Origin of the sequence: Phaeodactylibacter luteus (assembly GCF_007993045.1) — a bacterium.
Classification (GTDB): Bacteria; Bacteroidota; Bacteroidia; order Chitinophagales; family Saprospiraceae; genus Phaeodactylibacter; species Phaeodactylibacter luteus.
The window spans coordinates 14138-39537 of sequence record NZ_VOOR01000048.1 but is presented as its reverse complement, the minus strand read 5'-3'; the positions used below and the strand labels follow the sequence as shown (position 1 = coordinate 39537).

At 55.3% G+C, this 25400-nt stretch carries 20 protein-coding genes; 13 read left to right on the top strand and 7 right to left on the bottom strand.

Translation table 11 applies throughout. The features are described 5' to 3' along the window. The first annotated feature begins 436 nt into the window (after positions 1-436). Both metH and FRY97_RS17875 read left to right on the top strand, forming a co-directional pair. The gene (gene metH / locus FRY97_RS17880) at positions 437-4114 is read left to right on the top strand and encodes a methionine synthase (RefSeq protein ID WP_147168935.1); all 3678 of its coding nucleotides are present in this window, start codon (positions 437-439) and stop codon (positions 4112-4114) included. A gap of 15 nt (positions 4115-4129) precedes the next feature. Further along, positions 4130-5365, top strand: a complete 1236-nt coding sequence (locus tag FRY97_RS17875) for an S-adenosylmethionine:tRNA ribosyltransferase-isomerase (protein WP_211356910.1) — start codon at positions 4130-4132, stop codon at positions 5363-5365. A gap of 4 nt (positions 5366-5369) precedes the next feature. Here the strand turns inward: FRY97_RS17875 and FRY97_RS17870 are convergent, their stop codons facing one another. Next, positions 5370-6599 carry a pyridoxal phosphate-dependent decarboxylase family protein gene (locus FRY97_RS17870; RefSeq protein ID WP_246141811.1) on the bottom strand — a complete coding sequence of 410 codons (1230 nt, stop codon included), beginning with the start codon at positions 6597-6599 and terminating at the stop codon, positions 5370-5372. 310 nt (positions 6600-6909) lie between these two features. Here FRY97_RS17870 and FRY97_RS17865 point away from each other — a divergent pair, with 310 nt between their 5' ends. Genes FRY97_RS17865 through glgX form a run of 4 tightly spaced genes read left to right on the top strand, consistent with a single transcriptional unit; the run spans position 6910 to position 11221 of the window. Next, positions 6910-8037 (top strand): site-2 protease family protein, encoded by a 1128-nt coding sequence (locus FRY97_RS17865; protein ID WP_147168933.1) that lies wholly within the window; start codon positions 6910-6912, stop codon positions 8035-8037. Further along, the gene (locus FRY97_RS17860) at positions 8034-8816 is read left to right on the top strand and encodes a Rossmann-like and DUF2520 domain-containing protein (RefSeq protein WP_147168932.1); all 783 of its coding nucleotides are present in this window, start codon (positions 8034-8036) and stop codon (positions 8814-8816) included. The genes FRY97_RS17865 and FRY97_RS17860 overlap by 4 nt, the downstream gene beginning before the upstream one ends. 2 nt (positions 8817-8818) lie before the next feature. Next, positions 8819-9100: a hypothetical protein gene (locus FRY97_RS17855; RefSeq protein ID WP_147168931.1), complete on the top strand. Its 282-nt coding sequence runs from the start codon at positions 8819-8821 to the stop codon at positions 9098-9100. 60 nt (positions 9101-9160) lie between these two features. Further along, the gene (gene glgX / locus FRY97_RS17850; protein WP_147168930.1) at positions 9161-11221 is read left to right on the top strand and encodes a glycogen debranching protein GlgX; all 2061 of its coding nucleotides are present in this window, start codon (positions 9161-9163) and stop codon (positions 11219-11221) included. A gap of 309 nt (positions 11222-11530) precedes the next feature. Here the strand turns inward: glgX and FRY97_RS17845 are convergent, their stop codons facing one another. Together FRY97_RS17845 and FRY97_RS17840 are read right to left on the bottom strand one after the other, a co-directional pair. Then, positions 11531-11794 (bottom strand): NifU family protein, encoded by a 264-nt coding sequence (locus tag FRY97_RS17845; RefSeq protein WP_147168929.1) that lies wholly within the window; start codon positions 11792-11794, stop codon positions 11531-11533. 6 nt (positions 11795-11800) lie between these two features. Beyond that, positions 11801-12898: an Mrp/NBP35 family ATP-binding protein gene (locus tag FRY97_RS17840; RefSeq protein WP_147168928.1), complete on the bottom strand. Its 1098-nt coding sequence runs from the start codon at positions 12896-12898 to the stop codon at positions 11801-11803. A 220-nt stretch (positions 12899-13118) separates the two neighbouring features. On the opposite strand from FRY97_RS17840, the gene FRY97_RS17835 reads away from it, so the two are divergent. The 3 genes from FRY97_RS17835 to FRY97_RS17825 all read left to right on the top strand — a co-directional run bounded on the left by FRY97_RS17835 (position 13119) and on the right by FRY97_RS17825 (position 16694). Then, positions 13119-15113, top strand: coding sequence for a bifunctional riboflavin kinase/FAD synthetase (locus FRY97_RS17835; RefSeq protein WP_147168927.1), 1995 nt, complete (start codon positions 13119-13121; stop codon positions 15111-15113). 14 nt (positions 15114-15127) lie between these two features. Further along, positions 15128-15859, top strand: coding sequence for an RluA family pseudouridine synthase (locus tag FRY97_RS17830; protein WP_147168926.1), 732 nt, complete (start codon positions 15128-15130; stop codon positions 15857-15859). Between the two features lie 253 nt (positions 15860-16112). Then, positions 16113-16694 (top strand): hypothetical protein, encoded by a 582-nt coding sequence (locus FRY97_RS17825; protein WP_147168925.1) that lies wholly within the window; start codon positions 16113-16115, stop codon positions 16692-16694. A 17-nt stretch (positions 16695-16711) separates the two neighbouring features. Here FRY97_RS17825 and FRY97_RS17820 read toward each other — a convergent pair whose 3' ends face one another. Next, positions 16712-17116 (bottom strand): hypothetical protein, encoded by a 405-nt coding sequence (locus tag FRY97_RS17820; protein WP_147168924.1) that lies wholly within the window; start codon positions 17114-17116, stop codon positions 16712-16714. 597 nt (positions 17117-17713) lie between these two features. Here FRY97_RS17820 and trpS point away from each other — a divergent pair. The 3 genes from trpS (at position 17714) to metK (ending at position 20780) form a co-directional block, all read left to right on the top strand. Beyond that, a complete protein-coding gene (trpS, locus tag FRY97_RS17810) occupies positions 17714-18727 on the top strand; it encodes a tryptophan--tRNA ligase (protein ID WP_147168922.1) in 1014 nt (337 codons plus the stop codon). Positions 18728-18750: 23 nt separating this feature from the next. After that, on the top strand, positions 18751-19371 hold the full coding sequence (locus FRY97_RS17805) for a fumarylacetoacetate hydrolase family protein (RefSeq protein ID WP_147168921.1): 621 nt from the start codon (positions 18751-18753) through the stop codon (positions 19369-19371). A gap of 155 nt (positions 19372-19526) precedes the next feature. Beyond that, positions 19527-20780: a methionine adenosyltransferase gene (gene metK / locus FRY97_RS17800; protein ID WP_147168920.1), complete on the top strand. Its 1254-nt coding sequence runs from the start codon at positions 19527-19529 to the stop codon at positions 20778-20780. Between the two features lie 67 nt (positions 20781-20847). On the opposite strand, the gene FRY97_RS17795 is transcribed toward metK, so the two are convergent. Beyond that, positions 20848-21612 (bottom strand): TrmH family RNA methyltransferase, encoded by a 765-nt coding sequence (locus FRY97_RS17795; RefSeq protein ID WP_147168919.1) that lies wholly within the window; start codon positions 21610-21612, stop codon positions 20848-20850. A 51-nt stretch (positions 21613-21663) separates the two neighbouring features. On the opposite strand from FRY97_RS17795, the gene tamL reads away from it, so the two are divergent. Further along, positions 21664-24222 carry a translocation and assembly module lipoprotein TamL gene (gene tamL, locus FRY97_RS17790; protein WP_147168918.1) on the top strand — a complete coding sequence of 853 codons (2559 nt, stop codon included), beginning with the start codon at positions 21664-21666 and terminating at the stop codon, positions 24220-24222. Here tamL and FRY97_RS17785 read toward each other — a convergent pair. Both FRY97_RS17785 and nth read right to left on the bottom strand, forming a co-directional pair. Then, entirely contained in the window at positions 24210-24521 is a 312-nt protein-coding gene (locus FRY97_RS17785) for a DUF3817 domain-containing protein (RefSeq protein WP_147168917.1), read from the bottom strand. The two genes, tamL and FRY97_RS17785, sit on opposite strands and share 13 nt — an antisense overlap. Before the next feature lie 165 nt (positions 24522-24686). Beyond that, positions 24687-25331, bottom strand: coding sequence for an endonuclease III (nth, locus tag FRY97_RS17780; RefSeq protein ID WP_147168916.1), 645 nt, complete (start codon positions 25329-25331; stop codon positions 24687-24689). Positions 25332-25400 lie beyond the last annotated feature (69 nt).

Sequence of the window (25400 nt, the reverse complement as noted above, 5' to 3'; positions counted from 1 at the left end):
TTTAACGAAGAGTAGGCGGAAAAGAACGAAACTTGGGGTGGCAAGGATTTATGGATTGAGGCACTAGAGCCCGAAAAGCATCAACGGCTGCGATATTTTGGTTTGTGCCCATCCAGCTGAAGGCCGTAACTCCTGACATATGTATTACCTCCGGCCAGCAGCCGGGTTTCCATTATTCCTTACCTTTGCCAACCTCAATCCAACACTTGTTGTTATGAGCCTGTTTGAACTTTGGTCTTCTCGGCGAGAACATGCAGTTTTTTGGTTAAGCAAGGCAGGAAAGCCCAATCCCACTTTATTACTATCTGTAAAAAGCGGGAGGGGTTTTCGGAACAAAGCATAAGCCAAAAATCGCCCCGCTGTCTAGCGGGACAACCCGATCACTAAAGTCCAAACAAGCGCTAATCCAGCTACATCACCAGCAAATTCATCAGCCATGTCAGTATACGAACTGCTCCAGCAACGCATTTTGGTCATAGACGGAGCAATGGGCACCATGATCCAAGAGTACCGCCTAGAAGAAAAAGACTACAGAGGAGAGCGATTTGCCGATTGGCCTATGGACATTAAAGGCAACAACGATATCCTATCCATCACACAGCCCGATATCATCGAAGCCATACACAAGGCTTACCTGGAAGCAGGCGCTGACATCATCGAGACCAACACTTTTAGCGGTACGAGCATTGCCCAAGCCGACTACGGCATGGAGGCCTACGCCTACGAGATCAATAAGGAAGCGGCTCGTGTGGCCCGCAAAGCAGCTGCTGAGTATAGCGCAAAAACCCCGGAGCAGCCGCGCTTCGTCGCAGGCGCTATGGGCCCGACCAACAAGACCGCCTCTATGTCGCCCGATGTCAATGACCCCGGCTACCGGGCAACATCCTTCGATGAGCTGAAGGAAGCATACTACGAGCAGGTAAGGGGGCTAGTCGACGGAGGCGCGGATATCATTTTGGTAGAGACCGTATTCGATACCCTCAATGCCAAAGCGGCCTTGTTCGCCATCGATCAGCTATTTGATGAGCGGGGCATACAACTGCCCATTATGGTATCGGGCACCATCACCGATGCGAGCGGGCGTACCCTTTCCGGGCAGACAGCAGAAGCCTTTTGGATTTCTGTCAGCCACATGCCCCTGCTCAGCGTTGGGCTCAACTGTGCCCTTGGGGCTGAGGAGATGCGGCCGCACGTAGAAGCCCTGAGCAATATAGCCGACTGCTACATCAGCGCTTACCCCAACGCCGGGCTGCCCAACGAGTTTGGGGAATACGATCAGCAGCCTGAGGAAATGCAACAATATATCCGCGACTTTGCGGAAAGCGGCTTTGTCAACATCATCGGCGGCTGCTGTGGCACTACACCTGACCATATTCAGCATATGGCAGAGGCAGTCAAAGGGGTGCCTCCGCGGGCTATACCCAGCCAACCGGGATATACCATGCTCAGCGGGCTTGAGCCCCTCATCATCCGCCCAGAGACCAACTTCGTGAATGTGGGCGAACGGACTAATGTCACTGGCTCCCGCAAGTTTGCCCGCTTGATCAAAAACGGAGACTATACCGAAGCGCTCTCGGTTGCGCTGCAACAGGTGGAAGGCGGTGCACAGGTCATTGACATCAATATGGACGAAGGCCTGCTCGACTCTGAACAGGCCATGGTCACCTTTCTCAACCTCCTTATGGCAGAGCCCGATATTGCGCGCCTGCCCATTATGATCGACTCTTCCAAGTTTTCCGTCATCGAAGCCGGGCTGAAATGTGTGCAGGGCAAGTGCATCGTCAATTCCATTTCCCTGAAAGAAGGGGAAGAAGCCTTCATCCAACAGGCGAAACTCGTGCGCCGCTATGGCGCAGCAGCCGTTGTCATGGCTTTCGATGAGCAGGGCCAGGCGGATACGACTGAGCGCAAGGTAGAGATTTGTGCACGGGCTTACGACATCCTCACACAGCAGGTCGGTTTCCGCCCACAGGATATCATCTTCGACCCCAATATCTTCGCAGTAGCTACAGGCATAGAGGAGCACAACGAGTACGCCATACACTTTATCGAGGCGACCCGGCAGATCAAAGCCCGCTGCCCCGGCGCTAAAGTGAGCGGCGGGGTCAGCAATATCAGCTTCTCTTTCCGCGGGAACAACACCGTGCGGGAGGCGATGCACTCCGCTTTCCTTTACCACGCCGTGAAGGCCGGCATGGACATGGGCATCGTCAATGCAGGCATGATGGAAATCTATGACGACATCCCCAAAGAGCTTTTACAACGGGTAGAAGACGTGCTCTTCAACCGGAGGGAAGATGCCACCGAGCGCCTGACCGAGTTTGCGGAAAGCATAAAAGGGGATGGCGGCCGCACGATGAAAAAAGACCTCGCCTGGCGGGAATGGCCCCTGGGCAAGCGCATTGAGCATGCCTTGGTCAAAGGGATTACGGAGTTCATTGAGGCCGATGCGGAAGAGGCCCGGCAAACGCTCCCGGCCCCACTTGATGTCATTGAAGGGCCCTTGATGGACGGGATGAACGTCGTAGGCGACCTCTTCGGCTCCGGGAAAATGTTCCTGCCGCAGGTCGTCAAAAGCGCCCGGGTCATGAAGAAAGCGGTGGCCTACCTCACGCCCTATATTGAAGCGGCCAAAGCGGAGGGCGCAGGAAGTGCCAAAGGGAAAGTCCTCCTCGCTACCGTAAAAGGGGATGTGCATGACATTGGCAAAAATATCGTTGGGGTAGTCTTAGGCTGCAACAACTATGATATTGTAGACATGGGCGTAATGGTGCCGGCAGAAAAAATACTGGCCAAAGCCGTAGAGGTAGGCGCTGATGTCATCGGGCTCAGTGGCCTGATCACCCCTTCTCTGGATGAGATGGTGCACATCGCCAAGGAAATGGAGCGCAGGCAGATGCAACTGCCGCTGCTTATTGGCGGGGCGACCACCTCAAAGACCCACACTGCCGTAAAGATTGAGCCGCAATACTCGGGGCCGGTAGTGCATGTGCTCGATGCCAGCCGGAGCGTGACGGTGGTCAGCAACTTGCTGAGCGAGGACGAAAACAGCCGTAGCAACTACATCCTTGACATCCGAAAAGACTATGACCGGGTGCGTACGCTCAGGGGCAACCGCAAGTCTAATAAAAAATACCTTACCCTGAACAAAGCCAGGGCCAACGCTTTCACTCCAGACTGGGCAGCAGCCCCGGCTATCGCCCCCCGGCAGCTTGGCGTACAAGTCTTTGAGGATTACAGCATAGAAGAGCTAACTGCTTATATCGATTGGACGCCATTTTTCACCAGCTGGCAGCTGGCAGGCAAGTTCCCTGCCATTTTGCAAGATGAGGTGGTCGGCAAAGAAGCGCAGAAGCTGTACAACGATGCCCGCAGCATGCTCCGGCAGATCATCGATGAGCGGTGGCTGCAGGCCAAAGCCATTATTGGGCTTTTCCCGGCAAACGCTACTGGGGACGAAACGGTGGCCATCTACAAAGACGAAGACAGGCAGGAGCTTGAGGCCTCGCTCTACTTTTTGCGGCAGCAGCGGCAAAAAGCCCCCGGGCAGCCCAATTATGCCCTTTCTGATTTCGTGCGCCCTGCCGCCGCTGGAGAAGACTATATAGGAGCCTTTGCCGTGACTGCAGGTGTGGGCATTGAAGCGCACATCAAGCGTTTTGAAGCCGACCACGATGATTACCACGCCATTATGCTAAAAGCCTTGGCAGACCGCCTGGCAGAAGCACTGGCTGAGCGCATGCACGAGCGGGTGCGCAGAGAGTTCTGGGGCTACGCCGCTGAGGAGAACCTGGACAACGATGCGCTCATTGCCGAATCCTACACTGGCATACGCCCCGCCCCGGGCTACCCGGCCTGCCCTGAGCATACCGAAAAGGGCACCCTCTGGCAGCTGCTAGATGTGGAGCGGCATACGGGCATCACCCTGACCGAAAGCTATGCCATGTACCCGGCCGCATCTGTCAGTGGGTGGTACTTTGCCCATCCGGAATCCAAATACTTTGGCTTGGGCCAAATCAGCAAAGACCAGGTGGAAGACTACGCCGAGCGCAAAGGCATGAGCCTGGAAGAAGCCGAACGCTGGCTCGCCCCCGTCTTGAATTATGACGTTTAACCCTTCAATACCGTAATGCTTGTGCGCCCTCAAGAAATTGACATCAACGAGTACAACTACGATCTGCCGGAAGAACGCATCGCTAAATTCCCTCTGGAACAACGTGATGCTTCCAAGCTCCTGATCTACAAAAATGGGCACCTGTCCCATGGTGTTTTCCGGGAGCTGCCCGGCTTACTGCCAGAACAAGCTTTGCTGGTTTTCAACAATACGCGGGTAATCCATGCCCGCCTCCACTTTGCCCTGCCCAACGGCAAACCTCTGGAGATCCTCTGCTTGGAGCCCCTGTCGCCGGCAGAGCATCAGCAGAGCTTTTCCTCCACCCAAGCTGTACACTGGAAATGCATGGTGGGCGGCAACCGCCGCTGGAAGAGCGGGGAAATTGCTAAAACCGTGGCAGGCCCTTCCGGGGAAGTAAACCTATCCGCTACCCGCATTGGGCGCACAGCAGATGCCTTTGAGATCCGCTTCGAATGGGATGACCCCACTTTAGCGTTTGGGGAACTGCTCGCAGCGGCTGGCATTATCCCCCTGCCCCCTTACCTCAACCGGGAGAACACCCCGGAAGATGAAGACCGCTACCAAACGGTTTACGCCGAAGAGGAAGGCTCTGTGGCAGCGCCCACTGCAGGGCTGCATTTTACAGATGAGGTGCTGCGCGAGCTTGAGAAGCAAGGGGCCCAACGGGCGTTTGTCACCCTTCATGTCGGGGCAGGCACTTTCAAGCCCGTGACCGCCGACCGGCTCGAAGGGCATCACATGCACGAGGAGAGCATCTTCATCCACCCAGATACCCTGCAACAGCTCGCCGCTCACCTCGAAGCTGGCCATCCGGTCATCCCGGTGGGCACTACCAGCACCCGGCTGCTGGAGAGCCTGTACTGGCACGGCCGTAAGGTCTTAGATGGGGGGGCAGCGCCCTTCGCCTCCGTTGGGCAGTGGGAGCCTTATGAAGGGAAGCCCGATGTTGCGCCGGCCGAAGCGCTCCGCGCTACTGTGGAGCACCTCAAAGTTAACGGGCAGGAACATCTTCAGGGCTTTACCCGCCTGATCATCGCCCCTGGGTACACCTTCCGCATCTGTAGTGGCATGATCACCAACTTCCACCAGCCAAGGTCAACTTTGCTCCTCTTGATTGCTGCCCTTATCGGCAAAGACTGGAAGGCCGCCTACCAATATGCCTTGGACAACAGCTTCCGCTTCCTCAGTTATGGAGACAGCAGCCTGCTGCTGGGGCAGGGCGTGCGGTAACGGCCTACAGCTCCTGCAGGCACGCTCCCAGCCGGTCTATGGTCACATGGTCCATGACTACAAATTTGTACCATGATGGCTGGCCATGGCTGTCCGGGATCAGAGAATACTTGCGGGCAGCTTCGGCCTTGACAGCCGATGACTTTACCGTGACAATATTAGAGCCCGGATGGCGGTAAAATGGCACCTTCTTTTCGCTAAGCTGCCGGCAGAGCCATGCAGTACGGTAATTAAGGATGTGGATTTTTTCGTGCCAGCCATGAGGGCCGTAGGTCATCAGGATCATCCACACTGAAATAGCGTTGGCTCCCGAGCGGCTGCCGGAAAGGGTGGCATCCAGCCCTTGTACGTACTGCGCCTCTTCCGTATAAGCATACTTCATCAAGCCTTTCCTAGCCAGGAAAATGCCCGTGCCATAAGGCGCCTGTACCATTTTGTGCGCGTCGAGGGTAATGGAAGAAATGGCCTCATTGCCAAAGTGCAGATCATGGGCGACCTCCGAAAAAGGGAAGAAAAAGCCGCCATAAGCGCCATCGACGTGCATTTTGAACGATGCTCCTGCCTTTTGGAGGGCCTCTAAGTATACGCTTGCCTTGTCTACCGAGCCAAACATGGTGGTCATCATATTGCAGACCACGATGAAATACCTGACGCCTGCTGCCTGTGCACGTTCGATGGCTTGTTCTACCGCCAGTCGGCTCAAGCTGCGGTCTTCCTCCCCTACTGCTACTTCAAAGAGGCGGATGCCCAGCAGGTTGGCCGCTTTGTGCATGGAGTAATGCGCATCTGAGGAGGTCAGAATGGCCACCTCAGCAGCTGACGCCCCTTTTTCCCGCTGGAAGTAATTCCGGTAAACCCAGGCTGCCTGAATGTTGGCCTCTGTGCCCCCAGCGGCTACGTAGCCGTCAAAACCGCCAGGGGCGCCTTGTAGGATATCCTCCGCACAAAGCGCGATCAGCTCCCGTTCCAGTTCTTGTGTGCCGGCAAAGAAGCTTTCGGAGTCGCCCAGCGTATGGCAACCGATATGATTGGGGTTCTGTATCAGGGTGCTCAGGAAAGGGGCCTCCCGCAGCAAAGAAGGCTGGGGCGTGAAGACTTTCTCGTCGAGGTGGGAGGCGGGCAGCCCTAGGGGAGAACGCTCGCGGTAATCTACATTCCCGGCTAAGGCTTCAAAAACCCGGGCTTGGACCTGCTCCGGGGTGTGCTTTTTCCAATGCCTCATCTTTTTGTGCATAGATAGCGAATTTTAGGCTAAAATAGTTAGCATGCTAATTATTTTAGCGTTGCAGTGTGCCCTCCTGCCAACTGTGGCGTGTCTTCACCTATATTGAGGGAGCTGGCCCTTGGCGGACTAGCGATGCGAAGGGGTGTAAGCCCGATAGGGCCGAGCGGGCAGCGAGCCCCGGAGCGTAGCGACCCGCGCCGTCGGGCGTGGGTAGGCCCCTACTGTTGGGCTGGGCAGGCCTGAAAAAGGGCGGTGCGGTTTGTAGCCACCGAAAACCTCGCCCCGCCCTGCCGGGTTATTATAAGAAATTTAGAAAGCTATGAGCTGGTCATTGAAAATCGCCCGGTTATTCGGGATCAACGTCTATATCCACTGGACCTTTATGATTTTGCTGGGCTGGATATTCCTGTCTACGCTGCAATCTGGGCAGGACGTACAAGAAGCCCTTTTTTCTGTAGGCTTCATCTTGGCGCTATTTGCTTGTGTTGTACTGCATGAGTACGGCCATGCGCTGACGGCCCGCCGTTTTGGCATCCCCACCAAGCGGATCACGCTTCTGCCCATTGGCGGGGTGGCCAGCTTGGAAAAGATGCCTGACAACCCGAGGGAAGAGCTGCTCGTTGCCCTTGCCGGGCCTGCTGTCAATGTGGTGATCGCCATGCTGCTTGCTTTGTTTTTCTGGGGCTCGGGCATGGAATGGCAGGCGGAGCAGTTTGAAGACCCCAGTCAGATCAGCCTTGGGCAGGCTTTCCTGCCCAACCTTTTGGCTGTCAATATCATCCTCGTTTTGTTCAACTTGATACCCGCTTTCCCGATGGACGGGGGCAGGGTGCTCAGGGCCCTGCTCTCCATGAAGTATGGCCGTGGCAAGGCGACACAGGTAGCCGCACAAATAGGCCAGTTCCTTGCCATTGGCTTTGTTTTTCTGGGCTTCATGTATGATTTCTGGCTTATTTTCATCGGGCTGTTCATCTTTTTGGGCGCCAGCAGCGAATCCAGGTATGAACAGAGCCGTGGCCTGATGACCGACCTTAAAGTCAGGGATATCCTCATGCACCATTATACGCTTATCCATGCTTGGGAACCGCTGAGCAGTGCGGTACAGACCCTGCTCGATGGCCAGGAGAAAGACTTCGTTGTGGTAGAAGGGCACAACAGCATACTCGGCATCATTTCCCGGGATGATATCTTGCGGGGGCTACAATCTGCCGGGCCTGAGATGAGGGTACAGGAGGTGGCCAACCGGCAGTTTTTGCGCCTCTCGCCTGACATGGATGTCACTGAGGCTTACGCCAAAATGAATGAGCAGCAGTTGCCCATCAGCCCGGTTTTTGATGAGGATGGGACATTGGCCGGGGTACTGAATATGGAGAATATATTGGAAGCCATCATGATCGAGCGGGCAAGGCAACAGCGGGAAGCAGCCCTGGAAAACAATCGGGCATGATGGGGAAAAAGGGCATCATACTGATTGGCGCAGGCCGGCTGGGGAAGCATCTTGGCCGGGCCCTTGTACAGGCTGGGCTGCCCCTTTGCTGCCTCTACAATCGTTCGGCAGCACACGCAAAAGAAGCCGGCGAAGCATTGGGCGTACCCTACAGCAGCTCCCTACAGCAGCTCCCCAGGGATGGCGCACTCTACCTCCTTGCGGTGAGCGATAATGCCATCAAAACCGTGGCAGAGCAGCTCGCCCGGCATGTATCGCCGCAGGCCGTACTCGCGCACACCTCCGGGTCCACCCCTTCCAACGTCTTGGCTGGCACTACACAGCGGCATGGTGTTTTTTACCCCCTCCAAAGTTTTTCCCATGGCATCACCCCTGACTTCCAGCAAATCCCCATCTGCTATTGGGGCAACACCCCTGATACCGCTCAGCTACTTGCTGCGGTAGGCAAAAGGATAAGCACTTCCGTATACCCCCTGGACGACCGGCAGCGGCAGGTGCTCCACCTTGCTGCGGTTTTCATCAACAACTTCACCAACGCCATGCTGCAGGGCAGTCATGAAATTTGCCAGGAAGGGGGGCTGCCCTCCAACCTTTTGCAGCCCCTGCTGAGGGAAACACTGCGCAAAGCTGCACAGGCAGAAGCACCGAAAGCAGTACAAACCGGGCCCGCGGCCCGGGGCGATCAGCCAACAATCGAGCGCCACCTCAATCAGCTCGCGAACCATCCGGAGCTGCGCAATGTATATAAAGCCATTACCCAATACATTCAAACTTTCTGATCATGCGCATAGCCGGGTATATAGAGCACCCTGAACTAAAAATCACCATTTTCCAAATGGACAACCGCTTTACGGTCAAGTTTGAAGACAGCCGGGCAGAGCAGGCGTTCAAATTCCGGACCGGGCCAGGCCTGCAGCATGTTCAGGACCTCCGCCGCCTGATCGACCCCACCTTCATTGGCGAAGTCAGCCGGCAGATGCAGCAGCTCCACCGCTTACAGGCAGAAGCCTTGGCCAGGCACGCGCCCCCTGAAACAGAGGACGAATTTGAAGACATCCTGTAGGCGGCCACTATGCCTGCTGCCCCATAAAACTTCTTTATTTTGCCGGCTAAACCAATAGTCATGAGCCAAGATATCCGCCCGGCAAATGGGCTGAGCACCCCCCTAGGGGCATCTGTACAGGAAGGTGGGGTCAACTTCAGCATCTATTCGAAGAATGCTTCTGCTGTGGAGCTCCTGCTATTTGATGGGCCCAAAAGCACACAGCCCAGCCATACCTTCCGCCTTGAGCCGTCCCGCAACCGGACTTTCCACTATTGGCACCTCTTTGTACATGGCATCGGAGAAGGGCAGTGTTATGGTTGGCGCTTCTACGGCCCCTATGCGCCAGAAATTGGGCTGTGCTTTGATGGCAACAAGCTGCTCGTAGACCCCTATGCCCGGGCTGTGGCGATGGAGCATTACGACCGGGAAGCAGCTAAGGTACAAGGGGACAATACCGCCCGCGGTATCAAGAGCGTTGTCATTGCAGACCAGAACTACGACTGGGAAGGCGACCGCCCGCTCAACCACCCTTATTCCCGGTCTGTCATTTACGAGCTGCACGTTGGCGGGTTCACCAAACACAGCAGCTCGGGGCTGCCAACGGAGCTCAGGGGGACTTACCGTGGCCTGATTGAGAAAATCCCTTACCTGCAAGCGCTTGGGGTCAATTCGGTAGAGCTCATGCCCGTACAGCAGTTCGACCCTGCCGATGTGCCCGACCCGACCAAAGTCAACTATTGGGGCTATGCGCCGATCGCGCTATTCGCGCCACATAGCGCTTACGCCAGCACAACAGACCCCGTGGGCGCCGTCCGTGAGTTTAAGGACATGGTGAAGGCGCTCCACCGAGCAGGCATCGAAGTGATCTTGGACGTAGTCTTCAACCATACTTCAGAAGGGGGCCACGACGGGCCTATCTGGGGGTTCAAAGGCATAGAGAACCGGGTCTACTATATGTTGGATGAGCAGTACGCCTACCAAAATTATTCCGGTACAGGGAATACGCTGAATGCCAATCACTCTGTGGTAAGGCGGCTGATAAGAGACTGCCTGAGGTACTGGGTCAGCGAAATGCACGTAGATGGCTTTCGTTTTGACTTGGCCTCTATCCTATCGCGGGATGAGGCGGGGCAGCCCATACAAAACCCGCCTATACTTTGGGACATTGAGTCTGACCCCGTTTTGGCGCCGACCAAGATTATTGCAGAAGCTTGGGACGTGCAACAGTATCAGCTCGGCAATTTTGTCGGCGACCGGTGGGCAGAATGGAACGGTGCCTACCGCGATGACATCAGGCGGTTCTTAAAAGGGGATGAGGGCATGGCGCGGACTGCCGCCTACCGGGTTAATGCCAGCCCGGACCTCTTCGAGAAAGGGCTGCGCAACCCCAACCGGAGCATCAATTTCATTACCTGCCACGATGGGTTTACCCTCAACGACCTGGTGTCTTACAATGAAAAGCACAACTGGGGCAACGGAGAAGAAAACCGGGACGGGCACAACCACAATCACAGCTGGAATTGTGGGGCAGAGGGGCCCACAGACGACCCCGGCATCGAAGCCCTCAGGCTGCGGCAAATCAAAAACCATCTTGTGCTGCTGATGCTGAGCCAGGGGACGCCTATGCTGCTAATGGGCGATGAGGTGCGCCGCTCGCAGGGGGGCAACAACAATGCCTATTGCCAGGACAACCCCATCAGCTGGCTGGACTGGGGCCAGGCCAGCCAACAGCAGAGCCTGATCCGCTTCGTCCGCAAACTGATCGACTTCAACCTGAACACCGCCTACTTTCAGGAAGAGTACTATTGGAACAGCCCCAAAGGGCTAGGCAGCTCCACTTGCACATTTGGCGGGGTGAAAACCAAAAAGCCAGACTGGAGCCATCATTCCCACACCCTATCCTTTACCCTCAAGAACCCGCGCTACCCTTACCGGCTCCACGTAATGATCAATGCGTACTGGGAACACCTCGCCTTTGAAATCCCTAAGCCAAAGGGACGGAGGCCTTGGCGCAGAATTGTGAATACCGCCAAAATTGCCCCTTTGGATATATTGGACTTCCGGGAAGCGCCCCTAGTACGGAGCGGGCAGATGGTCATCAACAGCCGTTCTGTAGTCGTATTGAGGGATGGGCAATAATTTAGGCTTGATGCATTCAAGTGCGGGGCTGCGGCTCCCCTCTTTCGGGCGGGGCTGAGCCCATCCTTTTGCACTATTGCCCCGGAGCCTGGCATTGGCCTAGCGCTGCGCAGGGGTTTAAGCCCGGTAGGGCCGAGCGGATAGCGAGCCCCGGAGCATAGCGGCACCTGCCAGCAGGGCTCATCCTTGCGGCAGAGGGCAGGCCCCCATCACGTTGTGTAGGGGCAGGCCCCAAAAAAGGCAATCAAGTTTGCGCCCCATCGCCTGGCCATTCCGTTTTCGATAGTTGGGCACCAAAGGCTTCGGCTACTATAGTTTGCCAAGCCCATTGACCGCTTCGACACCGATCACTTCCGGGATTTTGCCGCGCACGGCCTGTTCGATGCCGGCTTTCATCGTCATCATAGACATACTGCAGTTTTCGCAAGTGCCCAGCCATTTGATTTTGACGATATGCTCGTCGGTCACATCCACCACTTCCACGTTGCCGCCATCGACAGCCAGGTGCGGGCGGACCTCGTTCAGCGCGAGGTCGATGCGCTTAATCAGCTTTTCTTTTTCGAGGGTAGACATGGTGGATCAGTTATTCAGTTTTACAATTTGAGTAGGGCCTTTAGTTTCATTGCGCACAGCCACCTGCCGGGCGGCATTCCGGGCAACCTCTTGCAGGGCAGCAGTGGCCTGCGGGATATCGCGCAATATAGCAGGCTGGCCTTCGTCACCAGCTTCCCGGATATGCTGCACAATAGGTACTTGCCCCAGCAAGGCCGAGTTGCTGGCCTTGGCCAGGCGCTTGCCACCGCCCTCGCCAAAGAGGTAGTACTTGTTCTCCGGCAATTCTGCAGGTGTAAACCAAGACATATTTTCCACTACCCCCAGGATAGGGACATTGACAGAAGGCAGCAAGAACATATTCATGGCTTTGATGGCATCCGCTATCGCTACTTCTTGTGGGGTAGTAACGAGCACCGCACCGGTAACCGGCACCGTCTGCACTAAGCTCAGCTGAATATCCCCTGTGCCGGGGGGCAGATCGACAACCAGGTAATCGAGCTCTGGCCAGATGGTATCATTAAAAAACTGCTTGATGATACCTGAAAGGCGGGGGCCGCGGAGGACGACCGCCTGTTCGGGCTCAATAATGAAGCCGATAGACATGACCGGCATGCCGTATGCTTCAAGCGGGATGATTTTTGGCTGATCGTACACTTGTTTCACCTGTGGGCGCTGCCCTTGCAGGCCTAACATAGTAGGGATAGACGGCCCATATAGATCGGCATCGATCAGCCCTACTTTTGCCCCGAGCTGCTTCAGCCCCAAGGCCAGGTTGACGGAAATGGTAGATTTGCCAACCCCCCCTTTCCCAGATGCTACCGCAATGATATTCCGGATGTGGCTTGTCGGGCTTTTGGGCTGCTGCTGCAAGCCCGGGGCAGCAGCGATCATGTGCACATTCACCTCTGCAGAAGGGTAAACCTCCTGCACCGCTTGTAGGCAGGCGAAATTGAGATCTGCTTTATTCTTGGATTCCAAAGCAGGCAATTCCAAGGAAAAATTGATATTATTGCCGTCGATTTCCAGATCCCGGACCATGCTCATCGTGATGATGTCCTGGCCTGAATTGGGGTCGATCACTTTGGAGAGTGCCTTTACGATGACGCTTTTATCGAAACTCACGCAGGTGGTTTTGCTGAATTAAATCCGGTTTGAACCGGGATGCAAAAGTACAAACAAATCAGGGTAAAGAACAGTTTTAAGCTTGGTTTATCCAACTGTGCCTGCACCCTGCCCTGGGAGGATCAGGCTATGCCTCTGCTTTCCAGGAATGACATACTATTCTGGCCAGGGCCTAAACCGGCTCCACCTGATCACCAAAGCGCTGTGACAACCCACCGCAATGAGAGTATTCAACGATTTAAAACAGTTGCCGGAGTTCAAAAATGCTGTGCTGACCATTGGCTCCTTTGATGGGGTACACCACGGCCACCAACAAATACTGGACCGGGTCAAAGCACTGGCCAGGGAAGAGAACGGCGAGAGCATTGTCATCACGTTCCACCCTCACCCCAGGCTAGTCATTTACCCTAAAGACAACTCCCTTCAACTGATCACGACCATAGAAGAAAAAGTGGACTTGTTCCGCCACTATGGCATTGACAACGTAGTGGTCGTGCCCTTCACAGTGGATTTTTCTCAGCAGTCCGCAGATGAGTACATCCAAAAGTTCTTGGTAGGCCAATTCAGCCCAAAACACATCGTCATCGGCTACGACCACCGCTTTGGGCTCAACCGGCAAGGGGATATCAATTACCTGAAGCACCACGGCCCGGCTTGTGGTTATCAGGTCACAGAGATCGAGAAGCAGGAAGTAGAAGATATTGCGGTGAGCTCCACCAAGGTGCGCAGAGCGCTAGAAAGCGGGGACGTGGCAGGTGCTGCCCGGTTGTTGGGCCATTACTTCACCCTGACTGGGCTAGTGGTGCACGGCAACAAGATCGGCCACCAACTGGGATACCCTACAGCCAACCTCGATCTTGGCAACCGCCATAAACTGTTGCCGCCGGCTGGCATCTATGCGGTATGGGCGCAGCATCAGGGGCAGCGCTATGGCGGCATGCTTTATATAGGCGACCGCCCTACCCTCAAAGCCTACCAAAACAAGACCATAGAGGTCAACCTCTTCGAGTTTGACCGGGACATCTATGGCGACAAGCTACAGCTGGAGCTGGTATCCCGCATCCGCGATGACCAACAGTTCGGCAGCCTCGAAGGCCTTGCAGAACAGCTGGGCCAAGACCGGGAGGCGGCCCTAAGCATCCTCCGCCCTTTGTCTGAAAACATTTCAAAGCTGAGCAAGCCGAATCCTGAAGTAGCCTTGGTCATCCTCAACTACAACGGCAAGGAGTGGCTCCAAAAGTTCTTGCCTGCTGTACTGAAGAGCCAATACGACAACCTGAGCGTTGTGGTTGCGGACAACGGCAGCACAGATGGCTCGAAGCGATGGCTGAGGGAAGCCTACCCACAGCTACGGCTGATCGACCTCGGGCAGAACTACGGCTTTGCAGAAGGGTACAACCAAGCGCTAAAGCAGGTAGAAGCCCCTTATTATATGCTCCTGAACTCTGATGTGGAGGTGACGCCGGGCTGGCTGCAGCCTTTGGTAGAGCTTATGGAACGGGACCCTACCGTGGGCGCCTGCCAGCCCAAGATCAAAGCCTTCCATGACCGGGGGCGTTTTGAGTACGCTGGCGCGGCTGGCGGCTGGCTGGACAACCTGGGCTACCCATTTTGCCGCGGCCGGATTTTTGCCGTCACAGAGCCGGATACCGGGCAGTACGATGAGCTGCAGGAAATCTTCTGGGCCACAGGCGCTGCCCTCTTGGTCCGCAGCCGCCTTTTCCTCGGCCTTGGCGGCTTTGATGGCGGCTATTTTGCCCACTCCGAAGAGATCGACTTGTGCTGGCGCATAAAAAGGGCCGGCTACAAGGTCATGGCACGGCCCCGCTCGGTGGTCTATCACGTAGGAGGCGGCACCCTGGCCTACAACACCCCGCGCAAAGCTTTCCTCAACTTCCGGAACAGCTTGTTCACTTTGGTGAAAAACGAGACCCCTCAGCGGCTGTTGTGGCTGCTGCCCGCCCGTTTGCTGCTAGACGGCGTAGCGGGGCTGCTCTTCCTCTTTCAAGGCAAACTAACGCACATTGCCGCAATAGTGAAAGCCCATTGGTCGTTCTTTGGCCAGATTTCGGCTACCCTTGCCAAGCGCAGGCACACCGCAGAGCTGGTACAGAAAGCCAGTATCAGCCCTACGCCCAACCTCGCGGGCCGCTACCCGGGCAGCATTGTATGGGCGTATTATGCCCGGGGCAAAAAGCATTTCAAAAACCTCTGACAACACCCGTTGATATGGCGCGACCCAAACTGGACATCGTATATGAAGACCACGACCTGCTGCTGGCCAACAAGCCTGGAGGGCTATTGACCCTGCCAGACCGGTTCGCCCCAGAAAAGCCCAACGTGCTGGGGCTGCTCAACCAGGCCTATGGCAAGGTGTGGACGGTACACCGGCTCGACCGGGAAACATCCGGCATTATGGTCTTTGCCAAAAATGAGGAGGCCCATCGGGAATTGTCCCGGCAATTTCAAGAGCGGGAAGTCGCTAAGGCCTACCTTGCCCTAGCAGATGGGCAGATACATTTGGAAGAAGGTGAAATCGACCGGCCTATAGTGCCCAACCCAGCCAAGCCCGGGCAGATGATGACTGCCCGGAAGGGCAAAGCTGCTTTTTCGCGCTATAAAGTGCTGGAGCGCTTCCAAAATTTCACGCTGGTGGAGGTCAGCATTGAAACCGGCCGGACCCATCAGATACGGGTACACTTGCAGGCGCTCGGGCATGCACTGGCCATTGATGAGTTTTATGGGCGCCGCACGGCCCTATTCCTTTCTGAAATCAAGGGCAGGAACTACAGCTTGGGCAAATTCGAAGAAGAGCGGCCGCTGATGGGCCGGCTGTCGCTCCACGCTTGGAAACTGGCCCTACAGCACCCTTCTACAGGGGAGAAGCGTTTTTGGGAAGCCCCATTGCCCAAAGATTTCAACGCGGTGTTAAAACAGCTTAGAAAATGGGGCAAAGCGTAGCAGGTTTCGAGGAAAAAAAATAAATTTGTTTCAACAGCTTATTTTAAGTTATATTGAGGGTAATCGGGCAACTCCCCTTCCAGCCTGATATCCTGATTTTTTTTGCAACTGCCCCCGTCAACTGCGTTCACGGCACCTTAAAATTCATCCCAAAAGCAAATAGGCCAACGTCGGCATTCTGGCAAAGCCACCTTGTGCCTGTTCATTCGTATAACCCGGAATGCTCCCTGAGAGCTGTACCAACCCTACAAACATGATGCAAAAACCCCTTCTTCTGCTGTTCGGATTATTCCTGGCCGCCACGCTGCACGCCCAACAGTCAGCTGTAGCAATACGCATGGCGAAGAAGTTGAACCTATGCTCAGAGTTTGTAGCCAAGGGGGTCGGGTTTGAAGATTTCCCCTGCGATGAATGCCAAATCACCTACATCCCTTTGAAAGGCGCAGCAGAAGCGCCCGACCTCTTTTTCATAGAGGTGCAGTCTGCAGCACACTGTGGCTCCGGGGGCTGCAGTGGAGAAGTTTATGCCCTGACCAAGTACGGCTACCGCAACCAAACCGGGCTGTTCGGTTATTTTGAGCGCCAAATCGAGCGCCCTGGGCAAATCCCCGATCTAGTCTATCTCCACTATGATTCTGGCAGCCACGATTTTGACCAAGACGGGCTCGGAGACCGGGCCAGTATTTGGATGCAGTACCGATGGAGCGAGCCCCAACAAAAGTACCTCCCCTATGACCTCCTCCGTATCGAGACCAATGGAGGGAGCCTGCCGCTAGCCAAGCTCAAACAAGGGCTGCTTAAAGACTGGACTCAGGAAAACCTCTGGACCTTCTAGCGCACCCCACTTCCCTGTCACAGCCCGCTGCGGGTGAGCATAAGCATACGCTCTCTGACGCCGTCCTTCATGCGCAGCTCAAGCGTATCTTCCTGCAGCTTTACCACCTGTACAGCTTTTTCACGGCTCCCCTGCTTCAAGGTGTCTTGGGTAAAAAGGTACCCGGACTGAAAGTACCATTTGCCGGCTTCTCGGTAATTGAGGGTACTGCGGTACAGGTATTGGCCCTGTGGGGAAAGCACAAGGCTGATCTCCGAGGCATCCACCTGCAGCGGCTCGCCCTCTTCGGTCACAGAGGTAGCCTGCCACTGTCCGTGCAGGAGCTCTTCCTCGCCCGACTGGCAGGCACTGGCTAAAAATAAAAGCATCAATGCGCAGGCCAGGCAAAGCTGGCCAGATGAGAGGGTTGACAGATCGCCCAATGTATTGCGTTTTGGTTAGAAACTAAAAGGTTATGCCTTCCCGGAAAGGGCATTGGGCTGCAGCAGTCAGCTTAAGCTCGCTACAGCTTTATGCGCAGGCCGGCACGAACCGGTATTGATGTACGCCAAAGCTACAAAATTAAATGCCCGCTACAGCACCGGGGCCAGGCACAAAACAGATTGTCGTTTTTTTGGACTGCCCCTGCACCATGTGATGGGGGCCTGCCCCTGCCGGATGGCAGGTGCCGCTATGCTCCGGGGCTCGCTATCCGCTCGGCCCCTCGCCCTACAGGCGTCGGGTCTGGCCTTCGGCCACCCCTGCGCAGCGCTAGGCCAATGCCAGCCGAAAGCCCGAGAGGCATAAACGCCTGCGGTATTTGGGTTTTGGCCCGATGGGGGTAAATGCTGCCATTCTTTAGGCCACCGCCCTGCCGGGCAATTTATCTTTTGCAGCCTATCAGGTTTTCCTATCTTCGCGCTGGTTTTGTGATGTGCCCCCCAAAAGGGCCCGGAGCACTGCGCTTCGCTTATCCCAGCACAGAGCAGCCGGGCAAGCATCAGCCTTCAGTAGCACATCTGACAAAAAAAGGAACAACCATGGAAAAGCGGAAACAAGTGCTCTCTGCGATTCAGCCTACCGGGCAAATGCACTTTGGCAATTACTTCGGCGCAGTACAGAACTGGGTCAAGCTTCAGGAAAACTATGACTGTATTTACGGCGTAGTAGATTACCACGCTATGACGATGCCGTACCAGCCTAAAAAGCTAAGGGAGAATACCTGGGAGCTGCTTTTCAACCTCATGGCAGTTGGCGTGAAGCCCGAGTACCTGTTCATCCAATCTTTAGTGCCCGAGCACGCCGAGCTGTGCTGGATCTTGAACTGCTTCACCTCCTATGGGCAGCTGACCCGCATGACGCAGTTCAAAGATAAAAGCGCTCAGGTGCAGGAGACGGCTACCGACAGTTTCATCTCTGCAGGCCTGTTGGATTACCCCGTGCTGCAGGCCGCCGACATCCTCATCTACCGGGCCGATTATGTGCCGGTAGGCAAAGACCAAGAACAGCACCTGGAGCTCACCCGCAATATTGCGCAGCGGTTCAACAATCAGGTCGGCAAGGAGTACTTCGTCCTCCCGGAGCCCCTGTACACGGAAGTGCCCAAAGTCAGGTCAACTGCGGAGCCTAACCGTAAAATGAGCAAGAGCGCCGGGGATAAACACTATATCGATGTCTTCGCAGAAGACAACCGCATCCGCAAGCAGATCCGCTCTGCTGTGACGGATACCGGAGAAACCCCTGAAGGGGAAATGAGCCCCGGCGTGGCCAACCTCTTCGAAATGCTCAAAGCTGCTGGACAGCAAGACAGCTACGAGCAGCTGATGAAAGACTACGAGGCCGGCGGCCTGCGCTATGTAGACCTCAAAGACGCTGTTGCCGACGGGCTTGTGGCGCTGAGCCAACAGTTCAGGGAAAACAAAAAGGCTATCCTGGCTGATAAAAAAGAATACAAAAACAAAATCAAGGCCTCTTCCGCTGAAATCAGGAAGAAAGCACAGGAGACCGTGCGGGAAGTCAAAGAGCTGGCAGGCTTGTCCAACGTGCGCTTTTAACCCGGGCCTACAATACCACTACCATGAAAATCATCTGTATCGGGCGCAACTACGCCGAGCACGCCAAGGAACTGAACAACCCTGTGCCCTCGCAGCCGGTCGTATTCATGAAGCCCCCTTCTGCCCTATTGGTCAACAACAAGCCATTCTACTACCCGGAGTTTACCCAAGACTTGCACCACGAGGTTGAGGTGGTGCTGAAAATTGGCAAGAACGGCCGGCACGTACAGCCCGAATTTGCTGGAGATTATATTGAAGAGATAGGTTTGGGGATCGACTTCACAGCCCGTGACCTGCAGAGCGAGCTGAAAGCGAAAGGCAAGCCTTGGGAGCTTGCCAAAGGCTTCGACGGTTCGGCCGTATTGGGCAGCTTTGTCCCCACTTCACAAGTGAACCTAAATGCGATCGAGTTTGAACTGAAGAAAAACGGGGCTGTTGTCCAAAAGGGCAATACCAAAGATATGCTGTTCTCTTTCGAGGCCATCATTGTTTTTGTATCCCAATATTTCAAGCTGCAAATGGGCGACCTGATCTACACTGGGACGCCCCCCGGTGTAGGCCCCGTACAAATCGGCGACCGCCTGGAGGGCTTTCTCCACCTGCGCAGTGAAGTCCGCCCGATGTTTGTTTGTGAGGTAAAATAGGGGGCCATGCATTATTGCCGGGAATTCCTATTTTTGCTGCAGCAGCTGCACAAACCGCAAAAGCTGCACTTAAGCTAGCCGGAATGCTACGGGCAAACCGGCATGAAGCCCAACCCCTGCTGTTCCATTGTTAAACACGTACCAAAATCATCTTAATGCCATACTTATTCACTTCCGAGTCCGTATCCGAAGGGCACCCTGATAAGGTTGCAGACCAAATCAGCGATGCGCTGGTCGACCACTTCATCGCCTTTGACCCCTCCTCGAAAGTAGCTTGCGAAACGCTCGTGACCACTGGGCAGGTCGTGCTTGCCGGCGAAGTCAAGTCAGATGTATACCTTGATGTACAGCAGATTGCCCGAGATGTCATAGAGCGCATCGGGTATACCAAATCAGCGTATATGTTCGAAGCCCATTCTTGTGGGGTCCTATCGGCTATCCACGAGCAGTCTCCTGACATCAATCAGGGGGTAGAAAGGGCCAACCCGGAAGAGCAGGGCGCGGGCGATCAGGGCATGATGTTCGGTTATGCGACCAACGAAACGGAAACCTATATGCCGCTGGCACTGGCCATTTCTCACAAGGTGCTTCAGGAGCTGGCCGATATCCGTAAAGCAGGGCAGGAAATGACTTATCTGCGCCCAGACTCCAAAGCCCAGGTGACGATCGAATACTCAGACCAGAACGTGCCGCAGCGCATTGACAGCATAGTGGTCTCTACGCAGCACGATGACTTTGACGAAGACGAGCGGATGCTCGGCAAAATCCGCGAAGATGTCATCAATATCGTCATCCCTAGGGTAAAAGCGCAGCTCAAGCCCGAGCTGCAGCGGCTGTTCGATGGGGATATCACCTACCACATCAACCCTACCGGCAAGTTTGTCATCGGCGGCCCGCATGGCGATACCGGGCTGACAGGCCGCAAGATCATCGTAGATACCTACGGCGGCAAAGGGGCCCACGGTGGAGGCGCATTTTCCGGAAAGGACCCTTCCAAAGTAGACCGCTCTGCAGCCTACGCTACCCGCCATATTGCTAAAAACCTGGTGGCAGCAGGTGTATGCGACGAAGTACTGGTGCAGGTCTCTTACGCCATTGGCGTTGCAGCCCCCACCAATATTTATGTCAACACCTATGGCACGGCCAAGGTAGCCCTCAACGACGGAGCGATCGCCCAAAAAGTATACGAGCTGTTCGACATGCGCCCTTATGCGATCGAGCAGCGCCTAAAGCTGCGCACGCCCATCTACTCTGAGGCAGCAGCCTATGGGCATATGGGCCGGGAGCCACAGATCAAGAAGGTCAGCTTCAAAGATGGCGCTGGCCGGGTGAAGGAGGTTGAAGTGGAGACATTTACCTGGGAAAAGCTGGACTACGTAGAGCAGGTGAAGAAAGCTTTTGGCCTGTAAACGCCTATTGCTCGGAAAGTGCCAAGACAAACCGTTAGAGCCTTCCCCGATATCCGCGGGGGAGGCTTTATACGTTGGCATGGAGCAGTACCCCCAAGATGATGCCCGTTGCTACGGCAGCATTGAGCGACTCGGCCCCTCCCCCCTCCCCTTTGGGGATAGACAAGCGGCGGGTAAGCGCCTGTTCGGTTTCCGGCGAAAGCCCGCTGCCTTCGTTGCCGATGACAAGCAGCCCTTTGGGCGGTACCCGTACGGTAAAGATATTGTCCCCTGCCATATCGGCCCCATAAACGGGCAAGCCGGGAAAAGCCCCCAATAGCTCGCCCAAGCCTGCTGTAACCACGCCAACCCTTAGGAAAGCCCCCATGCTCGATTGTACGGCCTTGGGGTTGTAAGCATCCACACAATTCGGTGCGCAAATCACCGTTGAAATACCGAACCAGTCTGCCAGCCGGAGGATGGTGCCCATATTGCCGGGGTCTTGCAGCCCATCTAGGAAGAGCGAAAGCCGCCCATCGAGCCCATTCAAAGCGGCTGGTGCAGGGATTTCCAATAGGGCCAGAGCCTGGTTGGGCGTTTTCAGGAGTGAAGCGCGCTCGAGCTCTGCACTGCTGACCACCTCCGCGGCAAAAGGCCAGGCCCGCTGTTCTGCAGCGGTATATTGCGCCAGCCAAGCAGGCAAAGCGTACAATGCTTTGCACCAGCTTGGGCGCTGGGCCAGGAGTTCTGCCACCATTTTATCCCCTTCAACGACAAATGTGTTATACTTTTGCCGGAACTTCTTCTGGCGGAGCGCTTTAATAAATTTGATGCTATTTTTGGAAATTGGCATGCTATGCTGGTTTCAAGCCCGGGCTAGAGCGGCCTGATGTAAAATCAAACCATGCTACGGATAAAGCCTGCAAAATACACAACCTTAAGGAGAACCCCGCAGCCGGCGGGCGGGCTATTCCTGATCTTATTCTTAGCCTTGGCGCTGGCGTCCTGCAACCCAGCCCGGTACTTGGCACCAGAAGATTACCTTTTGCGCGGCAATAGCATCAAATTGTATGACAAAGGGGACCTCGACCGGAAACGGGCGATGAAATACGAGCTGTCTACCCTTTACAAACAGACCGAGAACAACCGCTTTTTCTTCATCCCCCGGGAGTGGTTTTATTTTGCCACCCAGGGCAAGGGCGATACCACAAAATTTGACCGCTGGCAGCAGCGGGTCATTGCCGAAGAGCCTGCTCTGTACGACCCTCAGCTGCGGGAAGCTACCGAGCGCTCCATGCGCTATTATCTGCAATACCAGGGCTATTTCAACGCAGAAGTATACTCCGACCCCCTGGTCAAGGGCAAAAAGATATACATCACTTACCATGTCACTCCCAACGAACGGTTTACCGTTGACTCGATAGGGTTCTACAGTGCCGACCCTGTACTGGACAGCACCTTGCAGGCCATTGCAGGCAGCAGCCTGCTGCGGGCAGGCAGCCCGGTAGACGGGGCCCTTTTCGAGCAGGAGCGCAAGCGCATTACCAATTACCTGCGCAACCACGGCTACGCCTACTTCTTCAACAACTACATCACTGCCTTAGATGCAGATACCACATCCGGAAAGCAGCAAGCCAACCTGAGCCTTGAAGTGCTTCCGCCCGCGCAGGACTCCCTCCACCAGCAATATTGGGTTGACGACATCACCATTTTTGCAGACTACAGCCCCGGCCAAAGTGACAGCCTCGCCCTCGACAGCCTTATCGGCGGGGTGCGGATGCTGAGCCCAAGGGAGAGCTTCCGCATTAAGCCAGAGACCATCCTGGATGCCATATTCCTAAAAAAGGGCATGCTTTACAGCCAGGCCGACTATGACCTGACCAACAAGCAGCTGACAGGCATGGGCGTCTACCGTTTTGTGCGCATCAAGCAGGAGCCCGACCCCGACAAGCCCAATCATCTAGATTTCCGCATTGAGCTCACGCAGAACAAGCGCATGGAGCTGGGGGCAGACCTGGAGTTCAACTATGCCAGCCGGAGCGCTACCGGGGTCGGCAACCTCATTGGGCTTGCCGCCAGCCCGAGCTTCCGCAACCGCAACCTCTTCCACGGGGCGGAGCTGCTCATCACCGATTTCAATGCGGGGGTGGAGTTCAACCCGGCCCCCTCCGCCATAGCACAAGGCAAATTTTGGAATACCGTAGACTTGGGCTTACAGGCCAACCTCTATCTCCCCCGTTTCATCGACTACCTCGGCATCTGGCGCCGGCTCAGCAAGCCTAAGGGCCGCACAGGCGACCCCCTCCTTTTCCGTAAAGGCTTCTACCAGTCGCTGCAAGAAAATGCGTCCACCCGGATTTCAGCCAACTACAACTACCTGCTCATCCTTGATTTTTACCGCTACAATCTTTTTACTGGCACTTATGGGTTTGACCATCAGCCGGCCGCCAACCGCAGGTTCATCTTCAACCATATTGGGCTGGACTATCTGCTCCCTACGACAGATGAGAACTTTGAAGCCTTGCTCAACTTCAACCCCTTCCTGGCCAATTCCTTCGGAGAGCAGCTTTTCGTCAGTTTGTTGTTCAGAGACCTCAACTACGTCTACAACTCCCGCCCCAACCGCCGGGGGAACTCCTACTATTTTGGGGTAAATGTAGAGCTAGCCGGGGCTGAGGTATGGGCCGGCAACGCCATTTACAATAGCTTTGCCCTTGAGGCAGACACGCTACGGCTCAACTTGCGTGGGGAAAAAGCAGTCGACTTTTCGCAATACGCCAGGACTCAGGTCGATCTGCGCCGCTATTGGCAGGGCCACCCCAACCGGAGCTGGTCTGCACGGCTTTCCCTAGGCGTAGCACGGCCATTTGGGTACACCTCTGATGTGCCCTACGTCAAACAGTTCTTTGCCGGCGGCCCCAACAGCCTCCGGGCTTGGGCCCCCAGGGGGCTGGGGCCAGGAGCCTACGAAGACACCCTCGCAGTGCGCAGTGCCAACAATACCCGCTTGTACCAGACCGGCGATTTCAAGCTAGAAGCTAACCTAGAGTACCGGTTTAAGATCTTCTGGCTGATGCACGGCGCATTTTTCCTTGACGCAGGCAATGTGTGGACCCTTCGGCAAGACCCCAACCGCTGTGGCTCACAGTTTTTGCTCCGCCCGCGCAACTATGCCTGTACAGATCAGGAGACCGGGGAAAAAATCAGCTATACCAATGAGGCCTTTTATAAACAGGTTGCCATTGGAGGGGGCTTTGGCATCCGGCTGGACTTTTCCTACTTCATCCTACGGTTGGACATGGCTGTGAAGCTTAGGCACGCCGCGCCCTTTCCGGATATACCGGATGACGGGCAGAACTGGCGCAACTATTGGTTCAGGGACTTCCGGCCAGACGGCAACCGGGTGCCGCTAAGGTTCAGCGATATTGTAGCCTTCAACCTCGGCTTTGGCTACCCTTTCTGAAGCTGCTGCTGTAGGGGTTTGAAAATACGGCTATCGGCTACAAATGTCCCGAATGGCAAAATAGAAGCTGCCAGCGACCAAAAGGTCTGCTTCAGGCTCATACCGTACTCGCTTCTGGCCATGATGACCACTGCGATATAGCCTATGAACAATACGCCATGCGCCATACCGACCACCTGATTGGGGGCGGGCATATCTGCCAGGTACTTGAGCGGCATGGTCACAAACAAGATGAGCAAAAAAGAAAGGCCCTCCCAAAGTGCAAGGGCACGGAGCGTTTTGATGGTGCTGGAAAACATAGTTGGTTACTCTTTTGGGCACAGCAGAGCATTGAGCAAGCCTGCACTTGGCTGCAGCAGCCCTAAATTGAAATGGGCAATACCGCCCTGAGCATGAAAAACAGTTTTAGCAGACAGTTGACCTACCGCCCCCGCTCAAAATGATACAATTTTGACAGGCCAGGCCTATCTGAATAAGGACTTGCGGCCAAATTGGCTGCAGATGGGGCACTTATATGGGTCGTGCCCGCGGGCAGGGCAGTGCTCCCTTCCAAAGAAGATGATCTGCAGGTGGAGCTTGTTCCATTTTTCGCGCAGGAACAAGCGCTTAAGGTCGTGCTCAGTTTTTTGCACATTCTTGCCGGGGCTCAGCCCCCAACGGTAAGCTAAGCGGTGGATATGTGTATCAACGGGGAAAGCCGGCTCTCCAAAAGCTTGTGCCATAACTACAGAGGCTGTTTTATGGCCCACGCCAGGCAGCTCCTCTAAGGCTTCGATATCGTCGGGCACTTCCCCTGCATAATTAGCTACCAATATTTTGGAAAGGTCACTGATGGCCTGTGATTTTCGGGGAGACAGCCCACAAGGCTTGATGATCTCCCGGATTTCCTCTACCTCCAACCGTGCCATATCGAAAGGGTTGTCGGCTTTTTCGAAGAGCAAGGGCGTAATTCGGTTGACCCGCTCGTCGGTGCATTGTGCAGACAACAATACTGCGATAAGCAAAGTGTAGGGGTCTTTATGATCGAGCGGCACCGGCACTTCCGGGTACATCTCATCCAGCATTTCGGCAATCAAATTAGCCTTTCGCTGCTTTGGAATTCTTCTCATAAGTGTTTGCAGGTAGAAATCATTAAATGTTCAATGGCGGTTTTGCAAACAGGTTAAAGCTTGGCAGGG

Bases quoted from the DNA above. Each gene is read 5' to 3' on its own strand.
- FRY97_RS17805 (WP_147168921.1), top strand. From the start codon at position 18,751: ATGAAAATCATCTGTATCGGGCGCAACTACGCCGAGCACGCCAAGGAA.
- FRY97_RS17860 (WP_147168932.1), top strand. From the start codon at position 8,034: ATGATGGGGAAAAAGGGCATCATACTGATTGGCGCAGGCCGGCTGGGG.
- tamL (WP_147168918.1), top strand. From the start codon at position 21,664: ATGCTACGGATAAAGCCTGCAAAATACACAACCTTAAGGAGAACCCCG.
- metK (WP_147168920.1), top strand. From the start codon at position 19,527: ATGCCATACTTATTCACTTCCGAGTCCGTATCCGAAGGGCACCCTGAT.
- FRY97_RS17835 (WP_147168927.1), top strand. From the start codon at position 13,119: ATGAGAGTATTCAACGATTTAAAACAGTTGCCGGAGTTCAAAAATGCT.
- FRY97_RS17785 (WP_147168917.1), bottom strand. From the start codon at position 24,521: ATGTTTTCCAGCACCATCAAAACGCTCCGTGCCCTTGCACTTTGGGAG.
- trpS (WP_147168922.1), top strand. From the start codon at position 17,714: ATGGAAAAGCGGAAACAAGTGCTCTCTGCGATTCAGCCTACCGGGCAA.
- FRY97_RS17825 (WP_147168925.1), top strand. From the start codon at position 16,113: ATGATGCAAAAACCCCTTCTTCTGCTGTTCGGATTATTCCTGGCCGCC.
- FRY97_RS17865 (WP_147168933.1), top strand. From the start codon at position 6,910: ATGAGCTGGTCATTGAAAATCGCCCGGTTATTCGGGATCAACGTCTAT.
- FRY97_RS17875 (WP_211356910.1), top strand. From the start codon at position 4,130: ATGCTTGTGCGCCCTCAAGAAATTGACATCAACGAGTACAACTACGAT.
- glgX (WP_147168930.1), top strand. From the start codon at position 9,161: ATGAGCCAAGATATCCGCCCGGCAAATGGGCTGAGCACCCCCCTAGGG.
- metH (WP_147168935.1), top strand. From the start codon at position 437: ATGTCAGTATACGAACTGCTCCAGCAACGCATTTTGGTCATAGACGGA.
- FRY97_RS17845 (WP_147168929.1), bottom strand. From the start codon at position 11,794: ATGTCTACCCTCGAAAAAGAAAAGCTGATTAAGCGCATCGACCTCGCG.
- FRY97_RS17870 (WP_246141811.1), bottom strand. From the start codon at position 6,599: ATGCACAAAAAGATGAGGCATTGGAAAAAGCACACCCCGGAGCAGGTC.
- nth (WP_147168916.1), bottom strand. From the start codon at position 25,331: ATGAGAAGAATTCCAAAGCAGCGAAAGGCTAATTTGATTGCCGAAATG.
- FRY97_RS17830 (WP_147168926.1), top strand. From the start codon at position 15,128: ATGGCGCGACCCAAACTGGACATCGTATATGAAGACCACGACCTGCTG.
- FRY97_RS17795 (WP_147168919.1), bottom strand. From the start codon at position 21,612: ATGCCAATTTCCAAAAATAGCATCAAATTTATTAAAGCGCTCCGCCAG.
- FRY97_RS17855 (WP_147168931.1), top strand. From the start codon at position 8,819: ATGCGCATAGCCGGGTATATAGAGCACCCTGAACTAAAAATCACCATT.